Consider the following 22,195-nt stretch of genomic DNA (forward strand, 5'->3'; position numbering starts at 1 on the left):
ACAAGGCACCCAGGGCGGCACCGGAGCCCAGGGCGCCCAAGGCACTACCGGCGCCCAAGGCAGCCAAGGCAACGTCGGCCCGCAGGGCACGCAGGGCAGCCAGGGCTCCCAGGGCGGCACCGGAGCACAAGGCACCCAGGGCTTCCAAGGCACCCAGGGCTTCCAGGGCGGCACCGGCGCACAAGGCACCCAGGGCGGCACCGGAGCCCAGGGCGCCCAAGGCACTACCGGCGCCCAAGGCAGCCAAGGCAACGTCGGCCCGCAGGGCACGCAGGGGTTCCAGGGCGGTGCGGGCGCCCAGGGAAGTCAGGGCGGCCCCGGTGTGCAGGGCGCCCAGGGCTTCCAAGGCAACCAGGGTTTCCAAGGGTTCCAGGGCACGAGCTCCGGAGCGCAGAGCTCGGTCGTCACGGCTACCAGCGCCACGGGCAGCGCCGTTGTCCTGTGCCCCGCCGGTAGGTTCGCCGTCGGCGGCGGCTACCAGGTCGACGGGCTAGGCCTCGCCGAGATGATCGTCAGCCGTCCTATCGGGGGTTCTCCGGCTACCGGCTGGCAGGCCACCGCGGACGACGCACGCACCATCACCGTCTACGCGGTATGCGCGCCGTGAACCCCCGAGCCGTGAAGCCTCTCGCCCGGCCGGCCGGCGCACACGGCCGCACGGGGCGACGGCTCCCGGAAGCATCGGCCGCGCAGCCACAGGTGCTTGCTCATGCCGCCCGACTCACTCGCGTTATCGGATCGGTGAGGTAGACCCCTTGAAGAAGCGGTTCGTACTGTGGACCGGACTCGCGGCGGTAGTCGTGGTCGCCAATGCGGCGACCGGCTGGGTCCAGCTGCTCGCAGGAGACCCCGAAACCACTCCCCCGACGGCGTCCGGGCCGGAATCACCCGTGTCCAAGCGCGCCGCCCGGGCGGAGGCACTGCTCCAAGAGGGCATCAAGCGGGGCGAGAACAAGGACTTCTCCGGAGCGACGCATAGCTTCCGACAGGTCCTGGACCTGAACGTGAATCCCGCCGACAAACTCGCCTGGTACAACCTCGGCGTCATCGCCCAGCACAACAACAAGACAGTTGACGCACGCGCGGCCTACGACCACGCCCTCGAAATCGACCCGAACTTCGAGTCGGCCCTCTACAACAAGGCGCTTCTGATCGAGTCGAGCCACACCGACCAGGCGATCGCGATCCTGCGGCACATCGTGGACGCCGAACCGAAGGCCGCCACGGCCCATCTGCACCTCGGACAGGCCCTGGCGAAGAAGGGCCAGGACGAAGAGGCCGAGGAAGCCTTCGGTCTCGCCGTCCGCGCCGACCCATCGCTTCTCCAGTTCGTCCCGGAGGAATTCCGGGAATCCGCGAGCGCAGCATCGACAGCAACTCAGGTAGGTACCCCGGAATGACTTCTTCCCCGACCCCGAGGTTCTCCGTCTTCACCCCCAGCCACCGACCGCGCTTCCTGGACGAATGCCTCGCGACCCTGCAAGCGCAGACCTGCTCCGACTGGGAGTGGATCGTCCTCCTCAACAACGGCGCGCGATGGCGGCCGGAACGCCCCGACGACCGTGTCCGGCTGGAAGTCGCGGACGACATCCGGGGGGTGGGAGCCGCCAAGCGCCGTGCCTGCGAAGTCGCACGCGGCGAAATCCTCGTGGAGCTCGACCACGACGACTTGCTGGCGAAGGACTGTCTGGCGGAACTGGCGAAGGCCTTCGACGACCATCCCGACGTCGTCTTCGTCTACAGCCACACCGCTCAGATCACCGAGGACGGAAGCCGGGACGACACACGGTTCAACGAAGCGCACGGCTGGCAGTACGAGGAGGTGGACGTCGACGGCCGCCGCCTCCTGCAAGCCATCTCCATGGCACCGACGCCGCACAACGTCTCGTACATCTGGTACGCCCCCAACCATGTGCGAGCGTTCCGCAGGGACACCTACGAGCAGGTCGGCGGGTACGACGCCACGCGCACGGTGCTGGACGACCAGGACTTGATGTGCCGTCTCTTCCAGGCCGGCGACTTCCACCGCATCCCCCGATGCCTGTACATGCAACGAATGCACCCCGACAACACCCAGCGCGACACCGAGATCAACGCGCACATCCAGCGCGAGACCGTCGCCCTGTACGACAAATACATCGAGTGCAACGCGCTCGCCTGGACCAAGCGGCGCGGGCTGCTCGCGCTGGACCTCGGCGCCGCGCACCGCAAGCCGCCCGGCTACCTGGGAGTGGACCAGTACGCAAGGGACGGCGTCGACATCATTGCGACGCTGCCCGCGCCCCTGGACCTCCCGGACGACTCGGTCGGTCTGCTCAGGGCGGTGGACTTCCTGGAGCATGTGCCCGCGAAGGTTCCACTGATCAATGAGCTGTACCGCCTCCTGGCACCGGGCGGCATGCTCCTCAGTCAGACACCCAGCTCCGACGGCCGGGGCGCCTACCAGGACCCGACTCATGTCGCCTACTACAACGAGAACTCGTTCTGGTACTACACCGACAACCAGTACCGCGCCTTCGTACCGGAGATCCAGGCCCGATTCCAGAACTCACGGCTGGTCACCTACTTCCCGACCGACTGGCACTCCAGGAACCAGATCTCCTATGTGCAGGCCAATCTGATCGCGGTGAAGGACGGCGCCGAACGCTGCGGCGGTCCCTTGCTGGTGTGACGCCCGGGGCGACGACATGTGTGCTGGGGACGCGGTCACCTTTGGACTCGTCCGCGTGACCCTTGACGAGGGTGACCGCCGGCTCGACTCGGGCATCCCCGCGATACGCAAGGCTCTCTGCGTGTGGGCGCCAGCGTCTCACGGCGCCCTCCTCGTACGACCTCCGGATGGACGACGTGGCGCTGAGCACCCGGCGAGCGGGCGGGTCCGGCTCATGACGCGGTGCCCTTCGGGCGAGGCGCGCTGACCCTCGCCCGAGGGGCCGCCGGTGTCAGGACAGGAAGCTTCCGTAGGGGCCGTTGAGAATCTGGGTCTTCTGGCTCTGGCTGAAGTGGGTGGCGGGGTAGTCGTGGAAGGACGCGGACACCGGGTTCCAGGTGAAGGGCGCCAGGGAGTCGACGGTGACGGCCGGATTGCCGTTGACGTAGATCGAGTAGCCCTCCGGGACACCGGGGTAGCCGCTGCGGGAGCTGGAGCGGCAGGAGCGGGGCCACGCCGCGTGAGCGAGCACGAACACCCGCTCGACGTCACGGTCCTGCTGCACGCCGCCGAGCTGCTCGACGGTGATCCGCAGGTCGACGACTACGGGCCCCTCTGTGCGACGGTCGCCCGGGTCAACGCCCGGGCGATGGAACGCGACATCTACGGCTCGCTGTACCTGAAGGCCGCCGCCCTGCTGCACACCCTGGCGAAGCTGCCGTGCCTGGAGCACTCCGAGGAGGCCTTCGCCTGGCACGCGGCCGAGGCCTACCTGCTCCTCAACGAGCGTGCCCTGGAGTACCCGCCCAAGGCCGCCGTCGCACTGGTACGCGACGCCGCCACCGGAGCGCTCGGCGCCGCCCGGATCGCCCGGCAACTGCGCGACTGGACCCCCCACCTGACCCCTGCGGGACGCAGGGCACAGTCATCGCCGCCGCCGCTTCGTGGCGTAGGACAGGCCCTCCTCCCAGTTCCGGAAGGTTGGCGCGTCGAGCGGAGCTGGGTCCTGCGCTAGGACGGGTGGTAGGCGCTCACCAGCAAGGTGTCGGCCGTGCGCGGTCCGCTGGTGGTGGCAGGCAGGACGTCGGCGGTGATGCGGGTGAATCCGGCCTCGTCGAGCAGCTGGGTCCACACGTGCTCCTGGAGGACCCATCGGCGCATCTTCGCCGCTTCGCCGTCCGGCGTCCTTGCCGGAATGTCGGCAGCCACCGCGTCAGGCTGGGCAGGTGCGCCGCTGAGGTAGTGGGCGAGGGTGGCGAACACCAGTTGTCCGCCCGGCTTGAGGGCAGCGGCCGCCGCCGGCAGCACCTCGCGTGGGTCGGTGAAGTCCAGAGCGCCGAAGACGCTGTACAGCACGTCGTACGCGCCGGTTCTCGCCTGTAGGTGGGACACCACGTCGGAGTGCACGATGCGCAGACGAGGCGCGAGGTGCCCGTACAGGTCGACCGCCAGGGCGTGCTGGGCGGGCGAGGCGTCGACGGCGACGATGCGGGCGGGCCGGTGATGGACTGCCAGGTGTGCCGCGTGCCGGGCTGTGCCGGCGCCGAGGTCGCCCACGCGGCGGCCGGTCAGATCACCGAGGACCTCCGGGCCGGGCCCGGCGTCCTGGCCCCAGCTCCAGGAGAAGGTGGCGGGAACGGTACGGTCGCCGGCGGCGCGGGCGCGGGCGTAGTGGTGCCAGAGGTCTGCGGTGCTGGTGGTCACCCTGCCCATCCTGGTGGCCACCACCGGGCGGCGGGCCGGTTCGCCGAAACCTCACCCGGGCATGTTCATGTACATGAACGTCGTGCACATGGGTGTACTCCTTGCGACGACTGTGCCACGCTCATGACAACTTCCTGGGCCGGTACGAGTTGGAGGTCATCCCCGCATGGTCGTTTCCCGGCGCACTGTCCTTTCCACGGCGGCCGTCGCCGCCACCGCCGCACAAGTGGCCTCAGCGCCGGGCGCGCGGGCCGCCGCTGCCGAGCCGCCGGCCGAGGTGAGACGCACGCTGCGGGCGGCCGCCGACTACGCCGTCGAGAAGGTGGGGGCCGTTGCCCCGCAGGTGACCGGCTTCCCCGTCGGAACGCGGTTCGAGAAGTGGGTGTACTCGCAGAGCGGGGACTGGGTCGGCGGGTTCTGGCCGGGCACGCTGTGGATGGCGTACCTGCACAGCGAGGACGGCGCGTTCCGCGACCTGGCCGTCGACTGGGCCCGCCGCCTCGCTCCCCGCCGCTACGACACCACCACCCATGACCTGGGCTTCCTGTTCTACCCGTCGTGGGTCACCGCCTGGCGGCTGACCGGTGACGAGGTCTGGCGGGCGGGTGCGCTGGAGGCGGCCGGCACGCTGGTCCGGCGGTACAACGCGCGCGGCCGCTTCCTGCGGGCCTGGGGCCGGCTGGACGAGGCGAACAACGCCGGCCGGGTCATCATCGACACGATGATGAACCTGGACCTGCTGGCCTTCGCGAGCCAGGAGTCGGGTGACAGCCGGTACCTCGACATCGCGGTCGAGCACGCCAGGACCACGCAGCGGCACTTCCTGCGGCCGGACGGGTCCACCCCGCACGTCTTCGACTTCGACGCGGAGAGCGGTGCCCCGGTCGGGCCCGGTACCGTCCAGGGCTACAGCCCCGGTTCGTGCTGGTCGCGGGGGCAGGCCTGGGGGATCTACGGCTTCACCACGATCCACCGCCGAACCGGCGAGGCGGCGTTCCTGGACACCGCGCGCAGGCTCGCCGACTTCGCGATCGGGGCGCTGAGCTCCGACCATGTGCCCGTGTGGGACTACCGCGCGCCGCAGCAGCCGTACGACGTCAAGGACGCCTCGGCCGGCGCGGTGATGGCCTGCGGGCTGCTGGACCTGTCGGCCGTGACGGGTGAGCGCGCCTACCGCGAGGTGGCCCTGCGGCTGCTCACCGCGCTGTCACGGACCTGCCTGACACGGAGGTCGTCGCGCGCCGACGCGGTCGTCGCGCGCTGCACCCGCAACCGGCCGGCCGAGGACGGGGTCGAGATCTCGGTCCCCTACGCCGACTACTACCTGCTGGAAGGCATTCTGCGCGTGCTGCGGCCACGGGACGTGGACCGCGCGATCGACCTGTCGAGCCGCTGACACGCCGCTCGCACCGACACCGGCCCACGAGAGAGCGGGAGATGCGCGACATGAAGGGCAACGAGGGCGTGGCCACCTCCGGAATGACCAGGCGCGGCCTGCTGGGCAGCGCCGTGGCCGTGGCCGGCGCCGTCACGGGAAGCGGGACCGCCGTGGCCGCTCCGCACGCGCGTGGTCACGTTCCCTCCCTGTGGCACGAGTTCACCCGTGACCCGTATCGGCACCCTCAGATCCCGTACATCGGCCGGGCGGGCTTCGGCGGTGGGGCGGCGCGCCTGCCGCGCCACCCCGTGGTCGCCGACGTGCGCGCATTCGGCGCCGTGGCGGACGGCCGCACGGACTGTGCCCCCGCGATCAACCGTGCCATCGCCGCCGCCGGGAGGGCCGGCGGCGGCACGGTCACCATCCCGCCGGGCACCTTCCGCATCGACGGCCTGATCCGCGTGGGCCACTCCAACGTCGTCCTGCGCGGCGCCGGCAGCGGCCGCACGACGCTGTACGCCACGAAGAACCTCACGGAACTGATCGGCCCGTACGGCTCCCGCTACGGCGGCGACAAGTCGTCCTGGTCCTGGGCGGGCGGCCTGATCTGGCTGGCGCCCCAAGCCCGCTGGGACTCCCTGACCGCGGCGATCAGGGCGCGGGCCTGGCCGTTCGAGGGCTGGACCGGCAACCGGCGCGAGGAGTGGCGCACGCTCACCGCGGTCGGCCCCGCCCGCCGGGGCGACGCGACGGTGACGGTCACCGACCCGGCCGGGCTCCGCCCCGGCGCCCTGGTCCTGCTGCGTCTCACCGACGACGCCGGACACACCCTGCTCAGGCACATGGCGGGCGACGGCCCCGGTCCCGACGCCTACGCCTGGACCGACAAGAGCAAACTGCTCTCCTACGTCCCCTACGAGTGGCCCGTCCGCGTCAGCCGCGTCCACGGACGGCAGGTCACCCTGGAGCGCCCGCTTCCCCTGGACGTACGCCCCGAGTGGGACCCGCGGTTCACCACGCACGTCCCGGAGCTGACCGGCTCGGGCGTCGAGGGGCTGACCCTGGAGGCCGTGGAGAGACCCCAGCAGCCGCACCTTCTCGACCTGGGTCACAACGGTGTCGTGCTCCAGTGCGCCTACGACTGCTGGGTCGACGACGTGACGGTGCGGCACGCCGACAACGGCTTCGGCCTGGTCGCCGCCTCCGCGTGCACCCTGCGCCGCACGCGGGTGGCGGGACGTGGCTCCCACCACCCGTACTTCTGCCGCGAGGGCTCGCACGACAACCTGATCGAGGACTTCGTGATCGAGGAGCGCACCACGCCCGCCCCCGCCGGCACCCAGTTGCACGGCATCAACGTCGAAGGGCTGTCCTCCCACAACGTCTGGTCGCGCGGCGACATGCGCATGGGCACCTTCGACAGCCACCGCGGCATGCCCTTCGCCAACGTCCGCACCGACATCACCGTCAACAACAACGGCCGCCACGGCGGCGACGCCAGTGCCGGGCCGCTGTTCGGCGCCCGCTTCGCCCACTGGAACATCCGCGTCACCAACGGCCGCGCCGGCCTGATGAAGATCGACGGGTTGGCCCCGTACTCCGCGACCGTCGGCATCTCCGAGGTCCGCGAGTTCGACCAGATCGACGTCCCCGACTTCACCGGCGACCTGCACAGCCGGCTGGAACTGTACGGCACGACCGACGTGGTGCGCCCCCGCAACCTGCATCAGGCGCAACGCGACCTGCGCCCGCGCGCGGAAGGGGCGGGCCGATGAGGGCAGAGCGCCGTCTGGCCGTCCTGCTGGCCGCCCTGACCGCGTTCGTCGCGGTCGCCGTGGGAACCCACCCTGCTCTGCCCGCGCCTACGGCGAGCGCCGCGCGCGGAGTCCCGCGTACCGCCGTGCTCGACGGCGCCCGCCTGCTCCAGACGAAGACGCGTCTGGCGCACGGCGACGCCCGTCTCCGGCACGCGGTCCGGGCACTGACCGCCCGAGCCGGCGCATGGCTCGGCCAAGGCCCCTGGACGGTCGTCGACAAGCCCCGTCCGGCGCCCGGAGGCGACGTCCACGACTACCTGAGCCAGGCGCCCTACTGGTGGCCCTCCCAGCCACCGGGCCCCGGCAACGAGTGGGGCTGCCCGTACGTGCAGCGCGACGGACAGCGCAACCCCGAGGTCGACACCGGCACCGACCGCCAGGACCTGGAGAAGGTCGTCGACTCCGTCCACGACCTCTCGCTGGCCTGGTACTACACCGACGACCCGCGGTACGCCCGCAAGGCCGGCCAGATCCTGCGCACCTGGTTCCTGGACGCGGCCACCCGGATGAACCCCCACCTGGACCACGCGCAGTTCATCCCCTGCAAGTACGACGGCCGCGCGATCGGCATCATCGACTTCTCCCAGTCGTACACCGGCGTCCTGGACGCGATCGCCCTGCTGGACACCGGCGCCCCCGGCTGGTCCGCCGACGATCGCGCCGGCATGACGCGGTGGAACACGGACTTCCTGGCCTGGCTGCGCACCAGCGACTTCGGCCGGCAGGAAGCAGCGGCCGCCAACAACCACGGCACGTTCTACGACCTGCTGCTCGCCGCCCTCGCCTACGCGACGGGCGACGAGGAGCTGGCACGCCGTACCGTCCGGCAAGCGGCGAGCGCGCGCATCACGCCCCAGATCGCCGGTGACGGGAGCCAGCCCCAGGAGCTGGCCCGCACCCGCAGCTGGCACTACTCCACGTTCACCCTGGTCGCCCACACCCGGCTCGCCGCCGTCGGCCGCCACGTCGGCGTGAACCTGTGGTCGTACCGGGGCCCCGACGGACAGAGCCTGTTCAAGGCCGTGGACTACCTGCTCCCCGCCGCCACCGGCGCCGCGGCCTGGCCGCATCCGGAACTCGCCTTCCACCGGTACGCGGCCACCGACGTCGTCCACGCCGCCGCCGACGCGGGCAGCACCCGGGCTCGACGGGCCGTGGACGCCCTGGAGGAGCCGCCCGGAGGCGACCTGTGGCCGCTGCGCCCGGCACCGGAGCAGCTCGACTCGATCGTCGGGTGAACCGTCACTGACGGACCGTCCGGGCGGCCCGGCCACACCTGATCGCCCGTCGCGGCGCCGCCCCGCCCGAGCCCTCACCGCGTTGCCGTGTCAGCGCGCGTCGCGTGGGCGCGATCCCGATGCCTGTGGAAGCTGCGCTCCGGACCGGGCATCGACTCCACACCGAACGGACCGGTCGTGGAGCCGACGACGCTCCGCGTAACGGAAGCACCGCTCCATCACCGGCCAGCGTCAAGGGTCTCTGTGAATGGCACCTTTCGGACTGCGGCGGCGATCGTGTGGTTGAGGGTGACCTCCGTGCTGTCGCGACTTTTCAGGACCTCTGTCGCCAGGCCGGGACCACGCAGGATCTCGCACGCACTCCGCTACAGGACATCGACTTCGCTCCCGGTCGACGGTCATGCAACACCCGTCCTGCCGGGGAACAGGGCGCCGCCCCGGCTCCGTTCGTAGCCGGGGCGGGTTCTCGTCATGTGCGGTCAGGACTGCGGCCGGTTGCGGCACAGGCAGAACGGATGCCCGGCCGGGTCGGTGTAGACCTGCCACCCGTAGCCGGACTCGCCGACGAAGCTCTTCTGGAGGGTGGCGCCCAGCTTGATCACCCGGCGCTGCTCTGGCTCGAACTCGTCCACTTCGAAGTCGAGGTGGAACTGCTGCGGATGCTCCTGGCCCGGCCAGCTGGGCCGCTGATAGTTCTCCACCCGCTGGAACGACAGCTCGACGCCGTCGTTGCGCAGGTTGACCCAGTCCTTCTGACTGATGTCGGTGTTGATCTCCCAACCCAGCAGCTCGGCATAGAACTCGGCCAGCTTCCAGGGGTCGGGGCAGTCGAGAATGACATCGGTGAACTTCAGCATCCGATCATCGTAGGTCGCGGCGCCGGACGCCCTCAAAGCATTAGATCGGGCGCACCTCGGGTTGGTTCGCACATTCGGGATGCCGGTCCGACGGAGCAGCGGTGTGTGCCGGACGCGTCAAGCGGCTCGCGGGGCTGAAGATGTGGCTGCCGTGGGTCGGCTTGAGTGCCGAGCGTTTTCGGCCCCGCCGTGCGCTTACCGCCCCGTCCCACGCCCGGACGACGCCGCGAACCGAGGGCTTCCGGCCAACCTGATCGTCTCTGAGTACGCGTACTCAGGTCCGGGGACGATCACGCGGCCAGACTGTGGCGTCCATGACAGATCAGCGAGGAGCGAGTGTGGAACGAACGAGAAAAGTCCTGGCCATGACCGTGCTGACCGCCTGTGTGATGGCAGGTGCCGGAGCGGGGCCCGCCGCCGCCGTCGGAGATCCCCTGCTGCCCCACCCCGGTCCGGAGGGTCTGGTGTGGGTGGAGGAACAGATCGGTGACGGCGGGGTCGCGTCAGGAGGCGCCTGGAGAGGGCTGCCCACCGTCCTCACGGTGGCGTGCGAGGGCGGCGGGGATGTGCGGGTGACGATGCAGTCGCAGGAGTCGGAGGTCGCGGCGTTCTCGGTCGACTGCCCGGCGGGGACAACCGGAGTGGGCTCGGTGACCATGGACGCCGGCGTGGTGCGGTCGGGCTCCTTCACCATCAGGGTCGACGCCTCGTCGGAGGAGATCCGGTGGGCACTGACGGTGACACAGCCGGAGTAGCCGGGGTGGTGTGGTAGCGCCGAGCGCTGGTCCCCGGCTTTCCTGGAGGCGGTCCACTTCCGCCCGGCCGGCGGCGGTTCACCGGGACTAGGGCAGTTCCTGGAGGAGACGGAGGGGCCGTGCCCCATCTCCTGAAGTGCCGGAACTGTGGGTAAGGATGCGTCGCAGAACGGTGCAGAAGATCATGTGGCGCCACGCACATCTGTCCCCATGCACCAGGCAACCAGGCATATTCCGGGACACCTCCGACGGCTGCACAAGCACCGCTCGCTTGTGCAGCCGCTCGGACTACATCCGGGTCAGGGCCAGGACCCGAGCGTGTGGACTGCCAGGAGAACGCAGAGCGTCAGCTGCACCGCCCCGAGAACCGGGTGCCCGATCCGCAGCAGCACGACGGCCGTTACGCCGACCGCCAAGGCCAGAGCGCCGAAGCCCAGCACTGGCGCCCAGTCCAGGCGTGGCACGCTGGTCCCCGTCTGTCCGGAGCTGGCGTCCATCCGGCCCAGCCCCCGGACGGCAAGGACGATGACGACCAACAGCCCGGCCGCCGCGTCCGCCACCAGTACGAGAAACAGGAGACAGCCTGCGGTGAGGGCACCCTCTCCGTCGGCGGGCCGCTTGTCGGCAAGTCCGGGCATGACTCGACGATCGCGCGGAATCCACCCTTCCGAAGGATCCGTCGCCGAGTCGCAACCGAGGCGTACTCCGCCCTTCATGAACCTTCGGGTGAGCGCGGCCGGGATCGCGCCGTCGCGACGACGTCTTGTTCACGAAGGCTCCGCCCCCCCAAGACCCGTGTCGGGGAAGGTTCTGACAGAGCGTTCCGAACGGTTCGGGCCGGCCGGGTGCAGGGTGAGGGCAACCACCCGCCGTCGCTCGCGTCCCGAGAACGAGAGGAGCCCGGGTTTCACCGCGAACGGGTTCTCAGGCGTGGCCCGCACCATAGAAGCGTACGTAGTCGACGGTCATCGTCGCGGGGGACGGCGTCGATGCGTCGGGCGGCCCCGGCCAGTCGCCTCCGACAGCAACGTTGAGCAGCAGGTGCATGTCCTGTTCGAAGACCCAGTCCCGCGCTGAGGGGAGGTCCGACGGAGTCAGGGTGAAGTACGGCTTTCCGTCGACGGACCAGATGATGCGGTGCGGTTGCTTGTCGACAGCGTAGGTGTGGAAGGCAGTCGAGGCGTCGGCGGTCAACGTGGCAGTTTCACCGAGCCCGTTCTCGTTGTAGTAGGTCGGTCCATGGGCGGTGCCGTACACCGTTCGCGGCTCCCCGCCGACCACCTCACAGATGTCGATCTCACCCTGTCCGGGCCATTCGACGCCGTTGTCGCCCAACATCCAGATCGCGGGCAGCAGCCCCGCACCCGTGGGCATTCTCGCCCGGATCTCCGCCCGCCCACGGGTCAGCGCGACCTTTCCCTCCGTGGTCAGGCGGGCCGACGTCCAGGGACAGAACTTCTGGGTGTAACACGGTAGTTCGACCCCCGGTGGAGCCGGACGCGCCGATACCTCGAGGTGACCCGCGCCGTCGAGGGCGGAGTTGGCCCCGTCGTCCGTGTAGTACTGCAACTCATCGTTGCCCCACCCCTCGGCCTCCCGGTTCCCGATATCGGTGTTCCAGAACCTCTCCGGCGGCCGGGTTCCCGCCGCTCCGTCGAACTCGGCCTGCCAGAAGGGCTTGTCCGCGGCCGGCATCGGACCGCGCGTCTCCGTCGAGGCCGTTCCGCAGGCGCCCAGCAGACCACCCAGGGCCAGCACGAGTGCCAGGCTGGTCCGTCGGTTCACCGTGCTGCTCCTGAATGAGCCCTCACCGGAAAAGTGCGCATGACACGAACCTTACAAAGGCGCCCGCGGCCTCGTCATTTCGCCGGCGCTGAGGTGTCCTCCTGATCCGCGGCGGGTGATCGACCGCGGGTCAGACGGAGGTCGGTCAGGGCGAGGGTGACAGCGGAGGCGACCACGACGGCGTTGAGGCACAGGGCGAGGCGGGGGCCGATGCCGACCAGAGTGCCCGCCAGTGCCGTGCCGGCCGAACCGGCGGCCATCTTCAGCCCGGCCATCGTCACGAACACCTGCGCCCGGGCGTTGGGCGGGGAGTACACCGATCGCACGGCCAGGGACGCGGTGAACAGGACCGCGCTCGTCGCTCCGGCCAGGGCGAAGGTCGCCAGCGCGAGGCCGTAGCCGGGTGCGAGCGCACAGAGGCCGACGGCCACGGCGTTCGCGGCGATCAGCCGCAGCACCCAGCGCTCCGGTTCCCCGGTGAGCGGGAACGCGCCGGTCAGCAGTGCTCCGCAGAGGTTGCCGACGCCGTAGGCGGCGCCGAGGGCGGCGCCCGCGCCTGCCGAGCCCTGGAGGTTGCGGCCGAAGACCACCGCGATCACCATCACGCCGCCGGTGCTGACCGAGGTGATCATCGTGGCGATCATGACGCGCCGCAGCGGACCCCGCCGGACGATCACTGCGAGGGCGTCCCGTACGGGCATCGAGCGCTGCCTCGTGGCGGCGGTCCGGTGCTCCCTCGGCAGCGCGAACATCAGCAGGCCGGCCACCACGCCGGCCAAGCCCAGCGCGACGACCGCGGTCAGCGCTCCGCTCAGGGCGGTGATCGCGGCGACCGCGGCCGGACCGAGGATGTTGCTGCTTCCGTAGGTCGCCGAGTCCCATCCCTCGGCCCGTCGCTGGGCGCGGGTGTCCTCGCCGACGATCAGCGCGAGCCGACTGCTGAGCCCGCCCGTCATCAGCGGGTCGCAGAGACCGCCGATGACGACGAGCAGACCCACCAGGGCGACGGGCAGACGGCCCAGCGTCAGACCGGTCGCGGCGAGCATCAGTCCGAAGACGATGAACGCGGCCGCCAGCCGGAATCTCGGTTCGCGGGCCTCCTCCAGCCAGCGTGCCATCCACGGTCCGGCGACGTTGGGCAGTGTGAGCAGGGCCGCAAGCAGGCCGCCGAGCGCGGCCCCGCCGTGGCCGGGCCGGGCCAGCGTCAGCGCGACGAGCGCGACGGGAGCGCCGCCGCTCGCCGAGCGTACGAGCGTCGCCGAGGTGAGGTACACGGCGAGGGAGAGACCCCGGCGCTCTCGTAACTCTCCCCGTGCGGCCTGTGGTTCCGGCGTCGGCGGTCCGTCCGCCCGGTCGGGTGCGTGCGGGGCGCCGGCCGGCTCCCGCTCCTTCGATGCCGCGGTCGCGTCCGGCGTCCGCAGGGTGCCGGACGTGGCGTCGTCGTCGGCGTGCTCGCGGCGGTCGGACACGTCTTCTCCGTTCGGTGAGGTCCGGCCGCGGTGTCCGGACGCACTGTTGCTGTTCATGCCCGCGGTGCTCCGCCGGCCGCCGTCGCGCCTCACGCGGCCGGAGCCGGGGTGCGGGTCCGCTCGGCCAGCAGCGGGAAGCCGAAGAGACCCTCGATGTCGGCCTTGACCGCCGAGCACGCCGCCTCGGCCTCGGCGGGCGTGGGGGCGAGGGCGCGCAGCATGCCGAACGAGTCGAAGTTGGTGCGCATGGGCGGCACCACGTCTCCGGCTCCCACCCGCGCGTAGCCGGAGTGGAGTCGGGCCAGGAAGGGGGCGAACCAGTCGTCGGGGAGGTGGGCGGGCACGGTGGACTTCTCCGGGGCGGCGAGGAACGAGTGCGAAGCCGAGCCCTCCAGGGGCAGCGGGCCGTCGGGCAGTGGCCCGCCGAGGAACAGGTCGACCAGCAGGGCGAAGACGTCCACCCCGGCGACACTGCTGATGGTGTCCGGCAGGGAGCCGCCCGTCAGCCGCGGGTTGACCTCGATGAGCCGGAAGCCGGACGGGGTGTGCATCACCTCCACGTGGAAGATGCCCAGGTCGAGGCCGAGTGCGTGGCACACCTCGACGGCGTAGCGGCCGAGTGCGGCCTCGTCGGCGTCCGGCAGCCCGGACGGGACGGTGCATCCCAGTTCCAGCACCGGGTTCTCCCGGCTCACCTTCCGGCTCGCGCACACGAGGGGGACCAGGCGCCCCCCGGACGCGGCGACCTCCACGGAGTACAGGTCCCCGGACACCAGTTCCTCGACCAGGTACCGCTCGTCGAGCTGCCGGGCCATGCCCTCGGTGAGCCCGTCGCGGTCGGCCGCCGCGGCGGCGAAGTGGGCACGGACGGCGGAGGGGTCGCGGGCGATCGAGGTCACGGCCTTTCCGATGCCGAGGACCGGTTTCACGATCACCGGGTAGCCGATCGCCTCAGCGGCCTCCAGCGCTTCGGCGGCGTCGGTGACGACACGGAAGCCGACGCTCGGCACCCCGCGCTCGTGCAGGATACGGCGGCATTCGCCCTTGTCCCGGGCGGCGAGGGTGCCGGTCGGCGAGGTGCCGCGCGCGCCGATGCGGGCGGCGAGGTCGGCGGCGGCCTGCGCCCCGTAGCTCAGCGTGGAGAGCACCGCGTCGACGCTCCCGGGGTCCGCCCCGGAGGCGAGCAGTGCGGCGTACACCGTGTCGCCGTCCAGGGGGTCGGCGAACGGGGCGGTGTGGTCCGCGAGTTGGATGGCCTCCCTGCGCTGGTCAGGGGTGGCGGTGAAGTCGTAGAGGGGGCAGTGCAGGTAGGTCACGGTGTGACCGCTTCGCTTCGCGTGGGCGAGTGCCTGAACACCCAGACCCGTGGTCTCCACGAAGAGGAGGTGAGACATTGCGGCCCTTCCTCGCCGCGCGGCGGCGGGGGATCGATCCGAACGGATGCGGGATGGCGTCGGACATGACAGGTGTTCCCACTGAGCGGCATTTATGTCCGGTCGTCCGAGCGTCGCACGAGCCCACCAGCGGCCGCGCGAGGGCACCGGATGCGGGTCGGTGCACGTGACGTGGGCCGATGCACGAACGCACAGGAGAACCGGGTGTTCACTCCTCGTCGATGAACGAGATGTAGGTCACATTTATCCCCGAGTGATGTGTGATTCACGCGGGGCTGGTGAACCGGGAGCAGCGAAAGCCCGGGGTGATCCGGAGGGCGGCTCGCGGCACACCGTCCGAAGGTCCCCACGGCTTTTCGCGCTCCACGCACCATCGGGTCGAGACCAACAGGTCCCGACCACAGGTTCGAGCCGGGGGAACACGTGAGCCACAGCGCGAAGACCGAGACGACGGCCGCCTTAGACAGGCCGCTGCTGTTACCGCTGGGAAGGCGGGCCGGCGACATCAGTACCGTCGTCTTCCATCCTCTGGGGGGCGGCTTTCTTCCCTACCTGGGTCTCGTCGCCCACCTCTCCCGTCATGGCCCCGTGTACGGCATACGGGCGCTCGGCCTGGAGGAGGGCGAGGAGCCGGACACCCGCATACCGGACATGGCCGATCGTTACGCCGAGGCGGTGGCCGCCCTCCCCGCCTGCCCCGACCTGTTCGTGGGCTGGTCCCTCGGCGGGCTGCTCGCGTTCGAGACGGCGCGCCGGCTGTCCGGCGGGCACACGCCGGACCTGGTGCTCGTCGACAGCAGTCCGGCACCGATCGGCCAGGGACCCGAGGCCTACGGCGCCGTACGCCGCCAGGTCCTGAGCGAGGCCGCGGCCCACATGGACGCGGACGCTCTCGCCCGCACGGAGCGCACCGTCGACGCCCACCTCGGGGCCCGCACCCGCTACCGCGCACAGGGGCGGCATCCCGGCCGCACCCTGCTGATCACCTGTACCGGCAGTGACGACCCGCAGCAGGCTTTGCGCTGGTCGCCGCACCTCGCGGACGTCTCCGTCCGCTCCCTGGACACCGACCACTTCGGCGTCCTGCGCGCACCGCATCTGCTGCAACTCCGTTCGCACATCCAGGAGTTCATCGGAACTCGCGGCAACGGCCCGGCGCGGTGCCCCGCGCCCGGCACGGAACGATGTAGAGCCGTCGCGGCTCCCGTCCGCTGACCGGCGCCGCTCCGCAGGCGCACTGACGGCGCCACCTCGCGGTCCCGCCCTGACGGCGTGCACCGCCACCCGCGTTCCTCTCCCCTTCCCGTTCCCACCGTTCCGGCGGGGTGCACCACCGCCTCCGCCCGGGACGGCGCACCCGACTGCCCGTCGGCGGTCATCTCCCGTGTCCGGTCATGCACTCAGCGTTCCCGGACGCCCCGCGTATCCCCGTCCCGCTCCGGCAAAGGAATGGCATGCAGCACGCACAGCCCACGTCGCCCCACCTCACGAGCGTCGTCAAGAAGGTCGTCGCGGCGGCCTCCGAACCCCCCGTCGACCCGCGCGACCTGACGGACGACGAACCGCTCAACGGCGAACGCCTCCACATCAACTCCCTCACCCTCATCAGCCTCCTGGTCCAGATCGAGGAGGAGAGCGGCGTCGCCCTCTCCGACGAGCTGTTCGTCGGCAGGTCCTTCGCCACCGTCGCCGACATCACCGCGATCGTCGAGCAGAGCAGCGAGGCCGCCGCATGACCGAGGTCCCCCGCCGCTGGCGCAGCGTCCTCCCCCACCTCGGGCAGCCACTGCCGGCCGACCGTACCCAGCACTCCGCCACCGACAGCGGCAGCGTGCAGGCGAACCTGCCGATGGAACTCGTCCGTCAGAGCTTGCAGTCACGGGAGTACTGGGACATCCCCGAGGAGGTCGTCGACGCCTACCGGCGTTTCCGTCCCACCCCGCTGTGGCGGGCCCGCGCCTTCGAGAAGGCGGTGGGCGCCCGGGTGCCGATCTGGGTGAAGTACGAGGGCGGCAACATCTCCGGCAGCCACAAGCTCAACACCGCGCTCGCCCAGGCCTATTACTACCACCGGGCGGGCGTGAAGGAACTGGTCACCGGCACGGGAGCCGGCCAGTGGGGCACCGCGCTGGCCGCCGCCTGTGCCCGCTTCGGCATGCGCTGCACCGTCTTCATGGTCGGCGGCAGCCTGGAACGCAAGCCGTACCGGGGCGTGTTGATGCGGATGCTCGGCGCGCGCGTCATCTCCAGTCCCAGCACCCTCACCGAGGTCGCCCGCTCCGGCCGGTCGGCGGGCAACAGCCTCTCGCTCGCGATCGGCGAGGCCGTCGAGTACGCCGCCCGCACGGAGGGAGCGGCGTTCTGCATCGGCAGCGGCGAGACCTACAGCATCCTGCACCAGTCCGTGATCGGCCTGGAGGCCATCGACCAGCTCGCCGAGGAGGGGGGCGAGGTCGACGCTGTGGTCGGCTGCGTCGGAGCGGGCTCCAACTTCGGCGGCATCGCCCTGCCGTTCCACGCCCTGGCCGCCGCCGAGGGCACCGAACCGCCGGCACTGATCGCGGCGGAGTCCAGCACGACCCCGAAGCTCACCCGCGGCGTGTACGCCTACGACCGCACGGACGCCACCGGATCGTCCCCGCTGGAGGCCATGTACACCGTCGGCAGCGACTACTCCATCCCCGACTCCCATTCGGCGGGCCTGCGTTACCACGGCGCCGCCAAACTCGTCTCCGCCATGCGGCACGCGGGACAGGTCTGCGCCACCGCCGTCGACCAGGTCGCCGCCCTCGCCGCCGGCCGCGCCTTCACCACGACCGAGATGACCCTGCCCGCTCCGGAGTCCGGACACGCCCTGGCCGCCGCCGCCCGTGCGGCGGGCGACGGCGGTGGGGAGGGCGACGCCCCCCGTGCCCGCACCGGCGTCCTGGTCTGCGTGAGCGGCCACGGCTACCTGGACCTCGGCGCCTACCAGCAGTTCCTCGAGGGCGAGCTGACCGACCGCGCGCCGGATCCGGCGGCGATCGCCGACGCCGTCGCGGGTCTCGCCCGTATCGACGCAGCGGCGGACACCGGCGCGGCGCCCGGCCGGATCACGGTCCCGCCCGCCGGGACGGCCGGACGGCCGGCGGGTGCCGCCGTCGGTCTCGAGGAGGTGCGATGAGCGCCCCCGCCGTCCCGCGGACCGCCCCGCCGGCGGATCTGCGCGCCGAGCTCCTGGACTGCCTCCAGGTCAACCTGGCCTGGCTGGCCCGCGTCGAGTACGGCGTGTCGCCACTCGTCCTCGGTGCGCGCCTGGAGTTCGCGCCCCGCGACGACGGTCCCGGCGGTCTGCCGACCGTCGAGGCGGCCACCGACACCCACGTGGAGCGCACCGCCGCGGCACTCGGTCTGTCCCTCACGGACCGTCACATCCTCGCGCCCCGCACCGGTGTCCCGCCGGCGGGCCCCGGCACCCTGTACGTGATCGCCGACGCGTACCACCTGCCCTGGGTGCCGTACCACGGCCACGCCCACATGGACCACAGCTTCCTGCTCGGCAGGGACGCCTCCGGGCGGGCCGTGGTGCGCGACGGCTACCACAACGACACCCCGTACGGTCCGGCCCGGCCCGGCACCTGGACCCTCACCGAGGGGGAGCTCGCCGAGGCACTGCCCGACGGCGCGCGCGTCTACCGCACGACCCGCGCCGGGGTCCCCCAGGACACCACCGCGGTCGTGCCGGCCACTGCGGCGGCCGTCGAGTCGTACGTGCGCGCCTACCGCGAGCACCCCGACCGGGAAGAGACCCTCGCCCGGCTCACCCTGGAGACCTGGCTCCTGGCCCGGGCCCGGCGGCTGCACGCCGCGCGCCGGGCCACCGGCGGGGGCCCGGCGCCGGCCGTCGAGGAGCACCTGACGGCCTGGGGCAAACTAACCGAACAGACCTTCCTCGCCCACCGCCGCGTCCAGCGCGGCCGACCGGAGCCCGCCGGCCCGCTGGAACGGCTGGCCGAACTCCTGCACGCCGACGCCCGGGTCTTCGCCTCGCCGTCCCCGGCGCGGGAGGCCGTCCCGGCCGCCGCCGCGGCCGGGGCGACGGGCACCGGTTCCCCGGACACGGACGCCCTGCGCACGGCCGTCGCCGAGGAGGCCGCCGCCGTGCTCCGCGTGCCCGCCGCCGAACTGCTGGCGGGCCGCCCATTGACCGAGATACCGGGCTTCGGCTCCTTCCGCATGGTCGACATCGTCGAGCGGATCGAGGAACGGCTGGACATCGAGTTCGACGCCGCCGATCTCGTCCCGGAGAACCTCCACGACCTCGAGGGCCTGTGCCGCATCACCGCCCGCGCCCACCGGGAGACGCCGTGAACCTGCTGCACGATCTCATCGACACCGCGGCGCACCGCGCGCCGGACGCACCCGCCGTCACCACCTCGCGGGAATCCCTCACCCACGGCGAACTCGCCGTCGCCAGCCGTGCGGCCGCCCACTGGCTGGGCGCCCTCGGCGTCCGCCGCGGGGAGCGCGTCGTGGTGGTGGCCCCCTCGGTCGTCGAGGTCGCCGTCGTCGTCTACGCCGCCTCGCGGATCGGCGCCCCCTTCGCGCTGCTGCACGAACAGACCCGCGGCCGGGCCCTGGCCCACGTCCTGGACGACGCCGAACCCGTCCTCCTGCTCGCCGACGACGAGGACGCCCGGCGCCTGGCCGCCGAACGCGGCATCACCGCCGCCCGCCTCTCCGACGTCCCGCGCGGCCCGGTCCCGGCCCCCGGCCGGCCCGGACCGGCCGCCGACGAGAGCGGCACCGGCGTTGCGCTCCCGATCGACCCGGTCTGCCTGATCTACACCTCCGGCACCACAGCGGCCCCGAAAGCTGTGGTGAGCACCCACCAGCAGGCCCTGTTCGCCGTCCACGCCATCCAGGGCGAACTCGAGTACCGCCCCGACGACGTGGTCTACAGCCCGCTCCCCCTCTCCTTCGACTACGGCCTCTACCAGTTGTTCCTCGGCGCCGTGAGCGGGGCGGCGGTACGGCTCGGGCTGCCCGCCGAGGTCGGTGCCACTCTGCTGCGCAACATCGAGGCCGCGGGCGCCACCGTCCTGGCCTCCGTGCCCGCCGTCGCCGAGACCCTGGCCAAGCTGGTGCGCCGCTCGCCCGACCACGGCCTGCGGCTGCGGCTGCTCACCAACACCGGCGCCGCGATGCCCCCGCAGCCCCTCGCCGTACTGCGGGCCGCCGTCCCGGGGCTGCGGGTGCAGCTCATGTTCGGGCTCACCGAGTGCAAACGCGCCGCCATCAACCCGCCGGACGCGGACCTGGAGCACCCCGGGAGCTGCGGCCGGGCCCTGCCCGGAACCGAGATCTACGCGGCCGGCCCGGAGGGGGAGCGACTGCCCCCGGGTGAGATCGGTGAACTGGTGGTGCGCGGACCGCACGTCATGGCCGGCTACTGGCGCCGCCCCGAGCTGACCGCCCAGCGGTTCCCGCGCCGCGACGGGCTCTTCCCCGAGCTGCGCACCGGCGACCACGGATGGCTCGACGAACACGGTTTCGTCCACTTCGCCGGCCGCCGCGACGACATCTACAAGGAGCGCGGGTTCCGGGTCAGCGCCACCGAGGTGGAGGCCGCCGCCCGGCGCGTGGAGGGCGTCGAACAGGCCGCCGTCCTGCCGCCGGCGCAAGGCTCGCCGGCGATCCTGGCGGTGGTCTCCGACCGCCGGCCCGCGGACGTCCTGGACGCCATGCGCGAGGAGATCGAGGAGTTCAAGGTGCCCGGCCGCTGCGTGCCGCTGCCCGCCCTGCCCCTGACCCGCAACGGCAAGGTCGACCGCAAGGCCCTCGCCCAGGAGGTGGCCAGCCTTGTCTGACACGAGCACCGTCGTCCGCCCGAGCAGCGCCCGGCCCGACGCCGGGGCCGTCCCCGACCCCCTGCCCGCGGCGGTCTCGGCCGCACTGGACGCGGGCGCCGAGACACCCGCCTACGTGTACGACCTCGCACGCGTGCGGGAGAACACCGCCCGGCTGCGTGGGGCCCTCCCCGAACCGGCCGACCTCTACTACTCCCTCAAGGCCAACTCCCACCCTGGCGTCCTGCGCACCCTCAGGGAGGCCGGGGCCCTGCCCGAGGTGTGCTCCCCCGGCGAACTCGACGCCGCGCTCTCCGCCGGGTGGGACGCCGGGCAGATCCTCTACACGGGGCCCGGCAAACGCGACCAGGACATCGACCGGGCCCTGGAGAAGGGGGTCCGCGAGTTCTGCGCCGACTCCCCGACCGGCCTCGACCAGCTCGACCGGCTCGCCGGCCGGGCGGGGGTGGCGGTACGGACGCTGCTGCGCGTCAACGACGACCGCCCCGCCGCCGGACAGGGCCTCGCCATGACCGGGGTCGCCTCCCAGTTCGGCGCCGACACGCGGTGGATCACCGACGAGCCGGAGTGCTTCGGGGACCGCCGTCACGTCGAGGTGACCGGCCTGCACCTCTACATGGGCACCAACCTCACCCACGTACCCGACCTGCTGGCGCAGTTCCGGCAGTCGCTCACCACGGCGGCCCGGCTGCGCGCCGTACTGGCCCCGCACACCGCGAGGCTGGACACCACCCTCGACCTGGGCGGCGGCTTCGGCGCCCCCTTCGCCAAGGAAGGTGAGGCGTGCGATCTGACCGGCCTGCGCGAGGGGCTCGCCGAACTGCTCGACGCCTCCGCGCCCGGCTGGCGTGACGGCGCCCCCCGCCCTGCCTACGAGTCCGGCCGTCACCTGGTGGGCACCGCCGGAACCCTGCTCACCCGGGTGCTCGACGTGAAGCGGTCGCACGGTCGGGACGTCGCCGTCCTGGAGTCGGGCATCAACCACCTGGGCGGCATGGCCGGCCTGCGCCGCCTGCCACCGCTCAACCCCACCCTGCTCACCGACGCGGCAGGACGCGGCGAACCGCGGCCCACCATGGTCACCGGCCCCCTGTGCACCCCGCTCGACACCTGGGCACGACAGGCCCCGCTGCCCCCGCTGCGCCCCGGCGACCTGCTCGCCGTCCCCAACGTCGGCGCCTACGGGCTGTCCGCCAGCCTGCTCGCCTTCCTGGGCCACCCGGCCCCGCTCGAAGTCGCCGTCGACGGCGACGCCGCACCGCACATCACCCGTCTCACGCTCACCCGGAAGGACTGAAC

At 71.9% G+C, this 22,195-nt stretch carries 19 protein-coding genes and 2 pseudogenes; 14 read left to right on the plus strand and 7 right to left on the minus strand.

The genetic code is table 11. The features are described 5' to 3' along the window. The 3 genes and pseudogenes from ACZ5Y0_RS25085 to ACZ5Y0_RS25095 all read left to right on the plus strand — a co-directional run. Window positions 1-607 (plus strand): annotated as a pseudogene (locus ACZ5Y0_RS25085) (collagen-like protein); the annotation flags it as partial. 148 nt (window positions 608-755) lie between these two features. Next, on the plus strand, window positions 756-1,400 hold the full coding sequence (locus ACZ5Y0_RS25090; RefSeq protein ID WP_469130919.1) for a tetratricopeptide repeat protein: 645 nt from the start codon (window positions 756-758) through the stop codon (window positions 1,398-1,400). Next, complete coding sequence (locus tag ACZ5Y0_RS25095; RefSeq protein ID WP_469130920.1) at window positions 1,397-2,671, plus strand: glycosyltransferase; 1,275 nt, start codon at window positions 1,397-1,399, stop codon at window positions 2,669-2,671. Before ACZ5Y0_RS25090 ends, ACZ5Y0_RS25095 begins: the two co-directional genes overlap by 4 nt. 271 nt (window positions 2,672-2,942) lie before the next feature. On the opposite strand, the gene ACZ5Y0_RS25100 is transcribed toward ACZ5Y0_RS25095, so the two are convergent. Further along, window positions 2,943-3,188 carry a hypothetical protein gene (locus ACZ5Y0_RS25100; RefSeq protein ID WP_469130921.1) on the minus strand — a complete coding sequence of 82 codons (246 nt, stop codon included), beginning with the start codon at window positions 3,186-3,188 and terminating at the stop codon, window positions 2,943-2,945. On the opposite strand from ACZ5Y0_RS25100, the pseudogene ACZ5Y0_RS25105 reads away from it, so the two are divergent. Beyond that, a pseudogene (locus ACZ5Y0_RS25105) lies at window positions 3,171-3,542 on the plus strand (fic family toxin-antitoxin system, toxin component); the annotation flags it as partial. The gene ACZ5Y0_RS25100 and the pseudogene ACZ5Y0_RS25105 overlap by 18 nt on opposite strands. A gap of 119 nt (window positions 3,543-3,661) precedes the next feature. Here the strand turns inward: ACZ5Y0_RS25105 and ACZ5Y0_RS25110 are convergent. After that, a complete protein-coding gene (locus ACZ5Y0_RS25110) occupies window positions 3,662-4,363 on the minus strand; it encodes a class I SAM-dependent methyltransferase (protein WP_469130922.1) in 702 nt (233 codons plus the stop codon). Between the two features lie 157 nt (window positions 4,364-4,520). On the opposite strand from ACZ5Y0_RS25110, the gene ACZ5Y0_RS25115 reads away from it, so the two are divergent. The 3 genes from ACZ5Y0_RS25115 to ACZ5Y0_RS25125 are packed head-to-tail and all read left to right on the plus strand — an operon-like array spanning window position 4,521 to window position 8,787. Further along, window positions 4,521-5,750: a glycoside hydrolase family 88 protein gene (locus tag ACZ5Y0_RS25115; protein WP_469130923.1), complete on the plus strand. Its 1,230-nt coding sequence runs from the start codon at window positions 4,521-4,523 to the stop codon at window positions 5,748-5,750. A 41-nt stretch (window positions 5,751-5,791) separates the two neighbouring features. Next, on the plus strand, window positions 5,792-7,507 hold the full coding sequence (locus ACZ5Y0_RS25120; RefSeq protein ID WP_469130924.1) for a glycosyl hydrolase family 28-related protein: 1,716 nt from the start codon (window positions 5,792-5,794) through the stop codon (window positions 7,505-7,507). Continuing rightward, window positions 7,504-8,787 carry an alginate lyase family protein gene (locus ACZ5Y0_RS25125; protein ID WP_469130925.1) on the plus strand — a complete coding sequence of 428 codons (1,284 nt, stop codon included), beginning with the start codon at window positions 7,504-7,506 and terminating at the stop codon, window positions 8,785-8,787. Before ACZ5Y0_RS25120 ends, ACZ5Y0_RS25125 begins: the two co-directional genes overlap by 4 nt. A 479-nt stretch (window positions 8,788-9,266) precedes the next feature. On the opposite strand, the gene ACZ5Y0_RS25130 is transcribed toward ACZ5Y0_RS25125, so the two are convergent. Beyond that, window positions 9,267-9,644 (minus strand): VOC family protein, encoded by a 378-nt coding sequence (locus ACZ5Y0_RS25130; RefSeq protein WP_469130926.1) that lies wholly within the window; start codon window positions 9,642-9,644, stop codon window positions 9,267-9,269. Window positions 9,645-9,982: 338 nt separating this feature from the next. Here ACZ5Y0_RS25130 and ACZ5Y0_RS25135 point away from each other — a divergent pair, with 338 nt between their 5' ends. Next, window positions 9,983-10,399 (plus strand): hypothetical protein, encoded by a 417-nt coding sequence (locus tag ACZ5Y0_RS25135; protein WP_469130927.1) that lies wholly within the window; start codon window positions 9,983-9,985, stop codon window positions 10,397-10,399. A 299-nt stretch (window positions 10,400-10,698) separates the two neighbouring features. Here ACZ5Y0_RS25135 and ACZ5Y0_RS25140 read toward each other — a convergent pair whose 3' ends face one another. From ACZ5Y0_RS25140 to ACZ5Y0_RS25155, 4 genes are all read right to left on the minus strand, one after another. Then, window positions 10,699-11,037 carry an inner-membrane translocator gene (locus ACZ5Y0_RS25140; protein ID WP_469130928.1) on the minus strand — a complete coding sequence of 113 codons (339 nt, stop codon included), beginning with the start codon at window positions 11,035-11,037 and terminating at the stop codon, window positions 10,699-10,701. A 286-nt stretch (window positions 11,038-11,323) separates the two neighbouring features. After that, complete coding sequence (locus tag ACZ5Y0_RS25145) at window positions 11,324-12,184, minus strand: glycoside hydrolase family 16 protein (RefSeq protein ID WP_469130929.1); 861 nt, start codon at window positions 12,182-12,184, stop codon at window positions 11,324-11,326. Between the two features lie 74 nt (window positions 12,185-12,258). Next, window positions 12,259-13,653, minus strand: a complete 1,395-nt coding sequence (locus ACZ5Y0_RS25150) for an MFS transporter (protein ID WP_469130930.1) — start codon at window positions 13,651-13,653, stop codon at window positions 12,259-12,261. Between the two features lie 89 nt (window positions 13,654-13,742). Next, complete coding sequence (locus tag ACZ5Y0_RS25155; RefSeq protein ID WP_469130931.1) at window positions 13,743-15,047, minus strand: ATP-grasp domain-containing protein; 1,305 nt, start codon at window positions 15,045-15,047, stop codon at window positions 13,743-13,745. A 423-nt stretch (window positions 15,048-15,470) separates the two neighbouring features. On the opposite strand from ACZ5Y0_RS25155, the gene ACZ5Y0_RS25160 reads away from it, so the two are divergent. The 6 genes from ACZ5Y0_RS25160 to ACZ5Y0_RS25185 all read left to right on the plus strand — a co-directional run bounded on the left by ACZ5Y0_RS25160 (window position 15,471) and on the right by ACZ5Y0_RS25185 (window position 22,193). Next, the gene (locus tag ACZ5Y0_RS25160) at window positions 15,471-16,262 is read left to right on the plus strand and encodes a thioesterase domain-containing protein (protein ID WP_469130932.1); all 792 of its coding nucleotides are present in this window, start codon (window positions 15,471-15,473) and stop codon (window positions 16,260-16,262) included. A 239-nt stretch (window positions 16,263-16,501) separates the two neighbouring features. Next, a complete protein-coding gene (locus tag ACZ5Y0_RS25165) occupies window positions 16,502-16,783 on the plus strand; it encodes an acyl carrier protein (protein ID WP_469130933.1) in 282 nt (93 codons plus the stop codon). Next, the gene (locus tag ACZ5Y0_RS25170) at window positions 16,780-18,210 is read left to right on the plus strand and encodes a TrpB-like pyridoxal phosphate-dependent enzyme (RefSeq protein WP_469130934.1); all 1,431 of its coding nucleotides are present in this window, start codon (window positions 16,780-16,782) and stop codon (window positions 18,208-18,210) included. Before ACZ5Y0_RS25165 ends, ACZ5Y0_RS25170 begins: the two co-directional genes overlap by 4 nt. Then, on the plus strand, window positions 18,207-19,397 hold the full coding sequence (locus ACZ5Y0_RS25175; protein ID WP_469130935.1) for an acyl carrier protein: 1,191 nt from the start codon (window positions 18,207-18,209) through the stop codon (window positions 19,395-19,397). Before ACZ5Y0_RS25170 ends, ACZ5Y0_RS25175 begins: the two co-directional genes overlap by 4 nt. Beyond that, window positions 19,394-20,896, plus strand: coding sequence for a class I adenylate-forming enzyme family protein (locus ACZ5Y0_RS25180; RefSeq protein ID WP_469130936.1), 1,503 nt, complete (start codon window positions 19,394-19,396; stop codon window positions 20,894-20,896). Before ACZ5Y0_RS25175 ends, ACZ5Y0_RS25180 begins: the two co-directional genes overlap by 4 nt. Continuing rightward, complete coding sequence (locus ACZ5Y0_RS25185) at window positions 20,889-22,193, plus strand: type III PLP-dependent enzyme domain-containing protein (RefSeq protein ID WP_469130937.1); 1,305 nt, start codon at window positions 20,889-20,891, stop codon at window positions 22,191-22,193. The genes ACZ5Y0_RS25180 and ACZ5Y0_RS25185 overlap by 8 nt, the downstream gene beginning before the upstream one ends. The last annotated feature ends 2 nt before the right edge of the window (window positions 22,194-22,195 follow it).

This window comes from Streptomyces sp. NPDC033216, assembly GCF_055577115.1.

Excerpts from the sequence above, each read along its gene's own strand:
- ACZ5Y0_RS25095 (WP_469130920.1), top strand. The coding sequence starts at position 1,397 with ATGACTTCTTCCCCGACCCCGAGGTTCTCCGTCTTCACCCCCAGCCAC.
- ACZ5Y0_RS25110 (WP_469130922.1), bottom strand. The coding sequence starts at position 4,363 with ATGGGCAGGGTGACCACCAGCACCGCAGACCTCTGGCACCACTACGCC.
- ACZ5Y0_RS25115 (WP_469130923.1), top strand. The coding sequence starts at position 4,521 with ATGGTCGTTTCCCGGCGCACTGTCCTTTCCACGGCGGCCGTCGCCGCC.
- ACZ5Y0_RS25120 (WP_469130924.1), top strand. The coding sequence starts at position 5,792 with ATGCGCGACATGAAGGGCAACGAGGGCGTGGCCACCTCCGGAATGACC.
- ACZ5Y0_RS25125 (WP_469130925.1), top strand. The coding sequence starts at position 7,504 with ATGAGGGCAGAGCGCCGTCTGGCCGTCCTGCTGGCCGCCCTGACCGCG.
- ACZ5Y0_RS25130 (WP_469130926.1), bottom strand. The coding sequence starts at position 9,644 with ATGCTGAAGTTCACCGATGTCATTCTCGACTGCCCCGACCCCTGGAAG.
- ACZ5Y0_RS25140 (WP_469130928.1), bottom strand. The coding sequence starts at position 11,037 with ATGCCCGGACTTGCCGACAAGCGGCCCGCCGACGGAGAGGGTGCCCTC.
- ACZ5Y0_RS25155 (WP_469130931.1), bottom strand. The coding sequence starts at position 15,047 with ATGTCTCACCTCCTCTTCGTGGAGACCACGGGTCTGGGTGTTCAGGCA.
- ACZ5Y0_RS25165 (WP_469130933.1), top strand. The coding sequence starts at position 16,502 with ATGCAGCACGCACAGCCCACGTCGCCCCACCTCACGAGCGTCGTCAAG.
- ACZ5Y0_RS25170 (WP_469130934.1), top strand. The coding sequence starts at position 16,780 with ATGACCGAGGTCCCCCGCCGCTGGCGCAGCGTCCTCCCCCACCTCGGG.
- ACZ5Y0_RS25175 (WP_469130935.1), top strand. The coding sequence starts at position 18,207 with ATGAGCGCCCCCGCCGTCCCGCGGACCGCCCCGCCGGCGGATCTGCGC.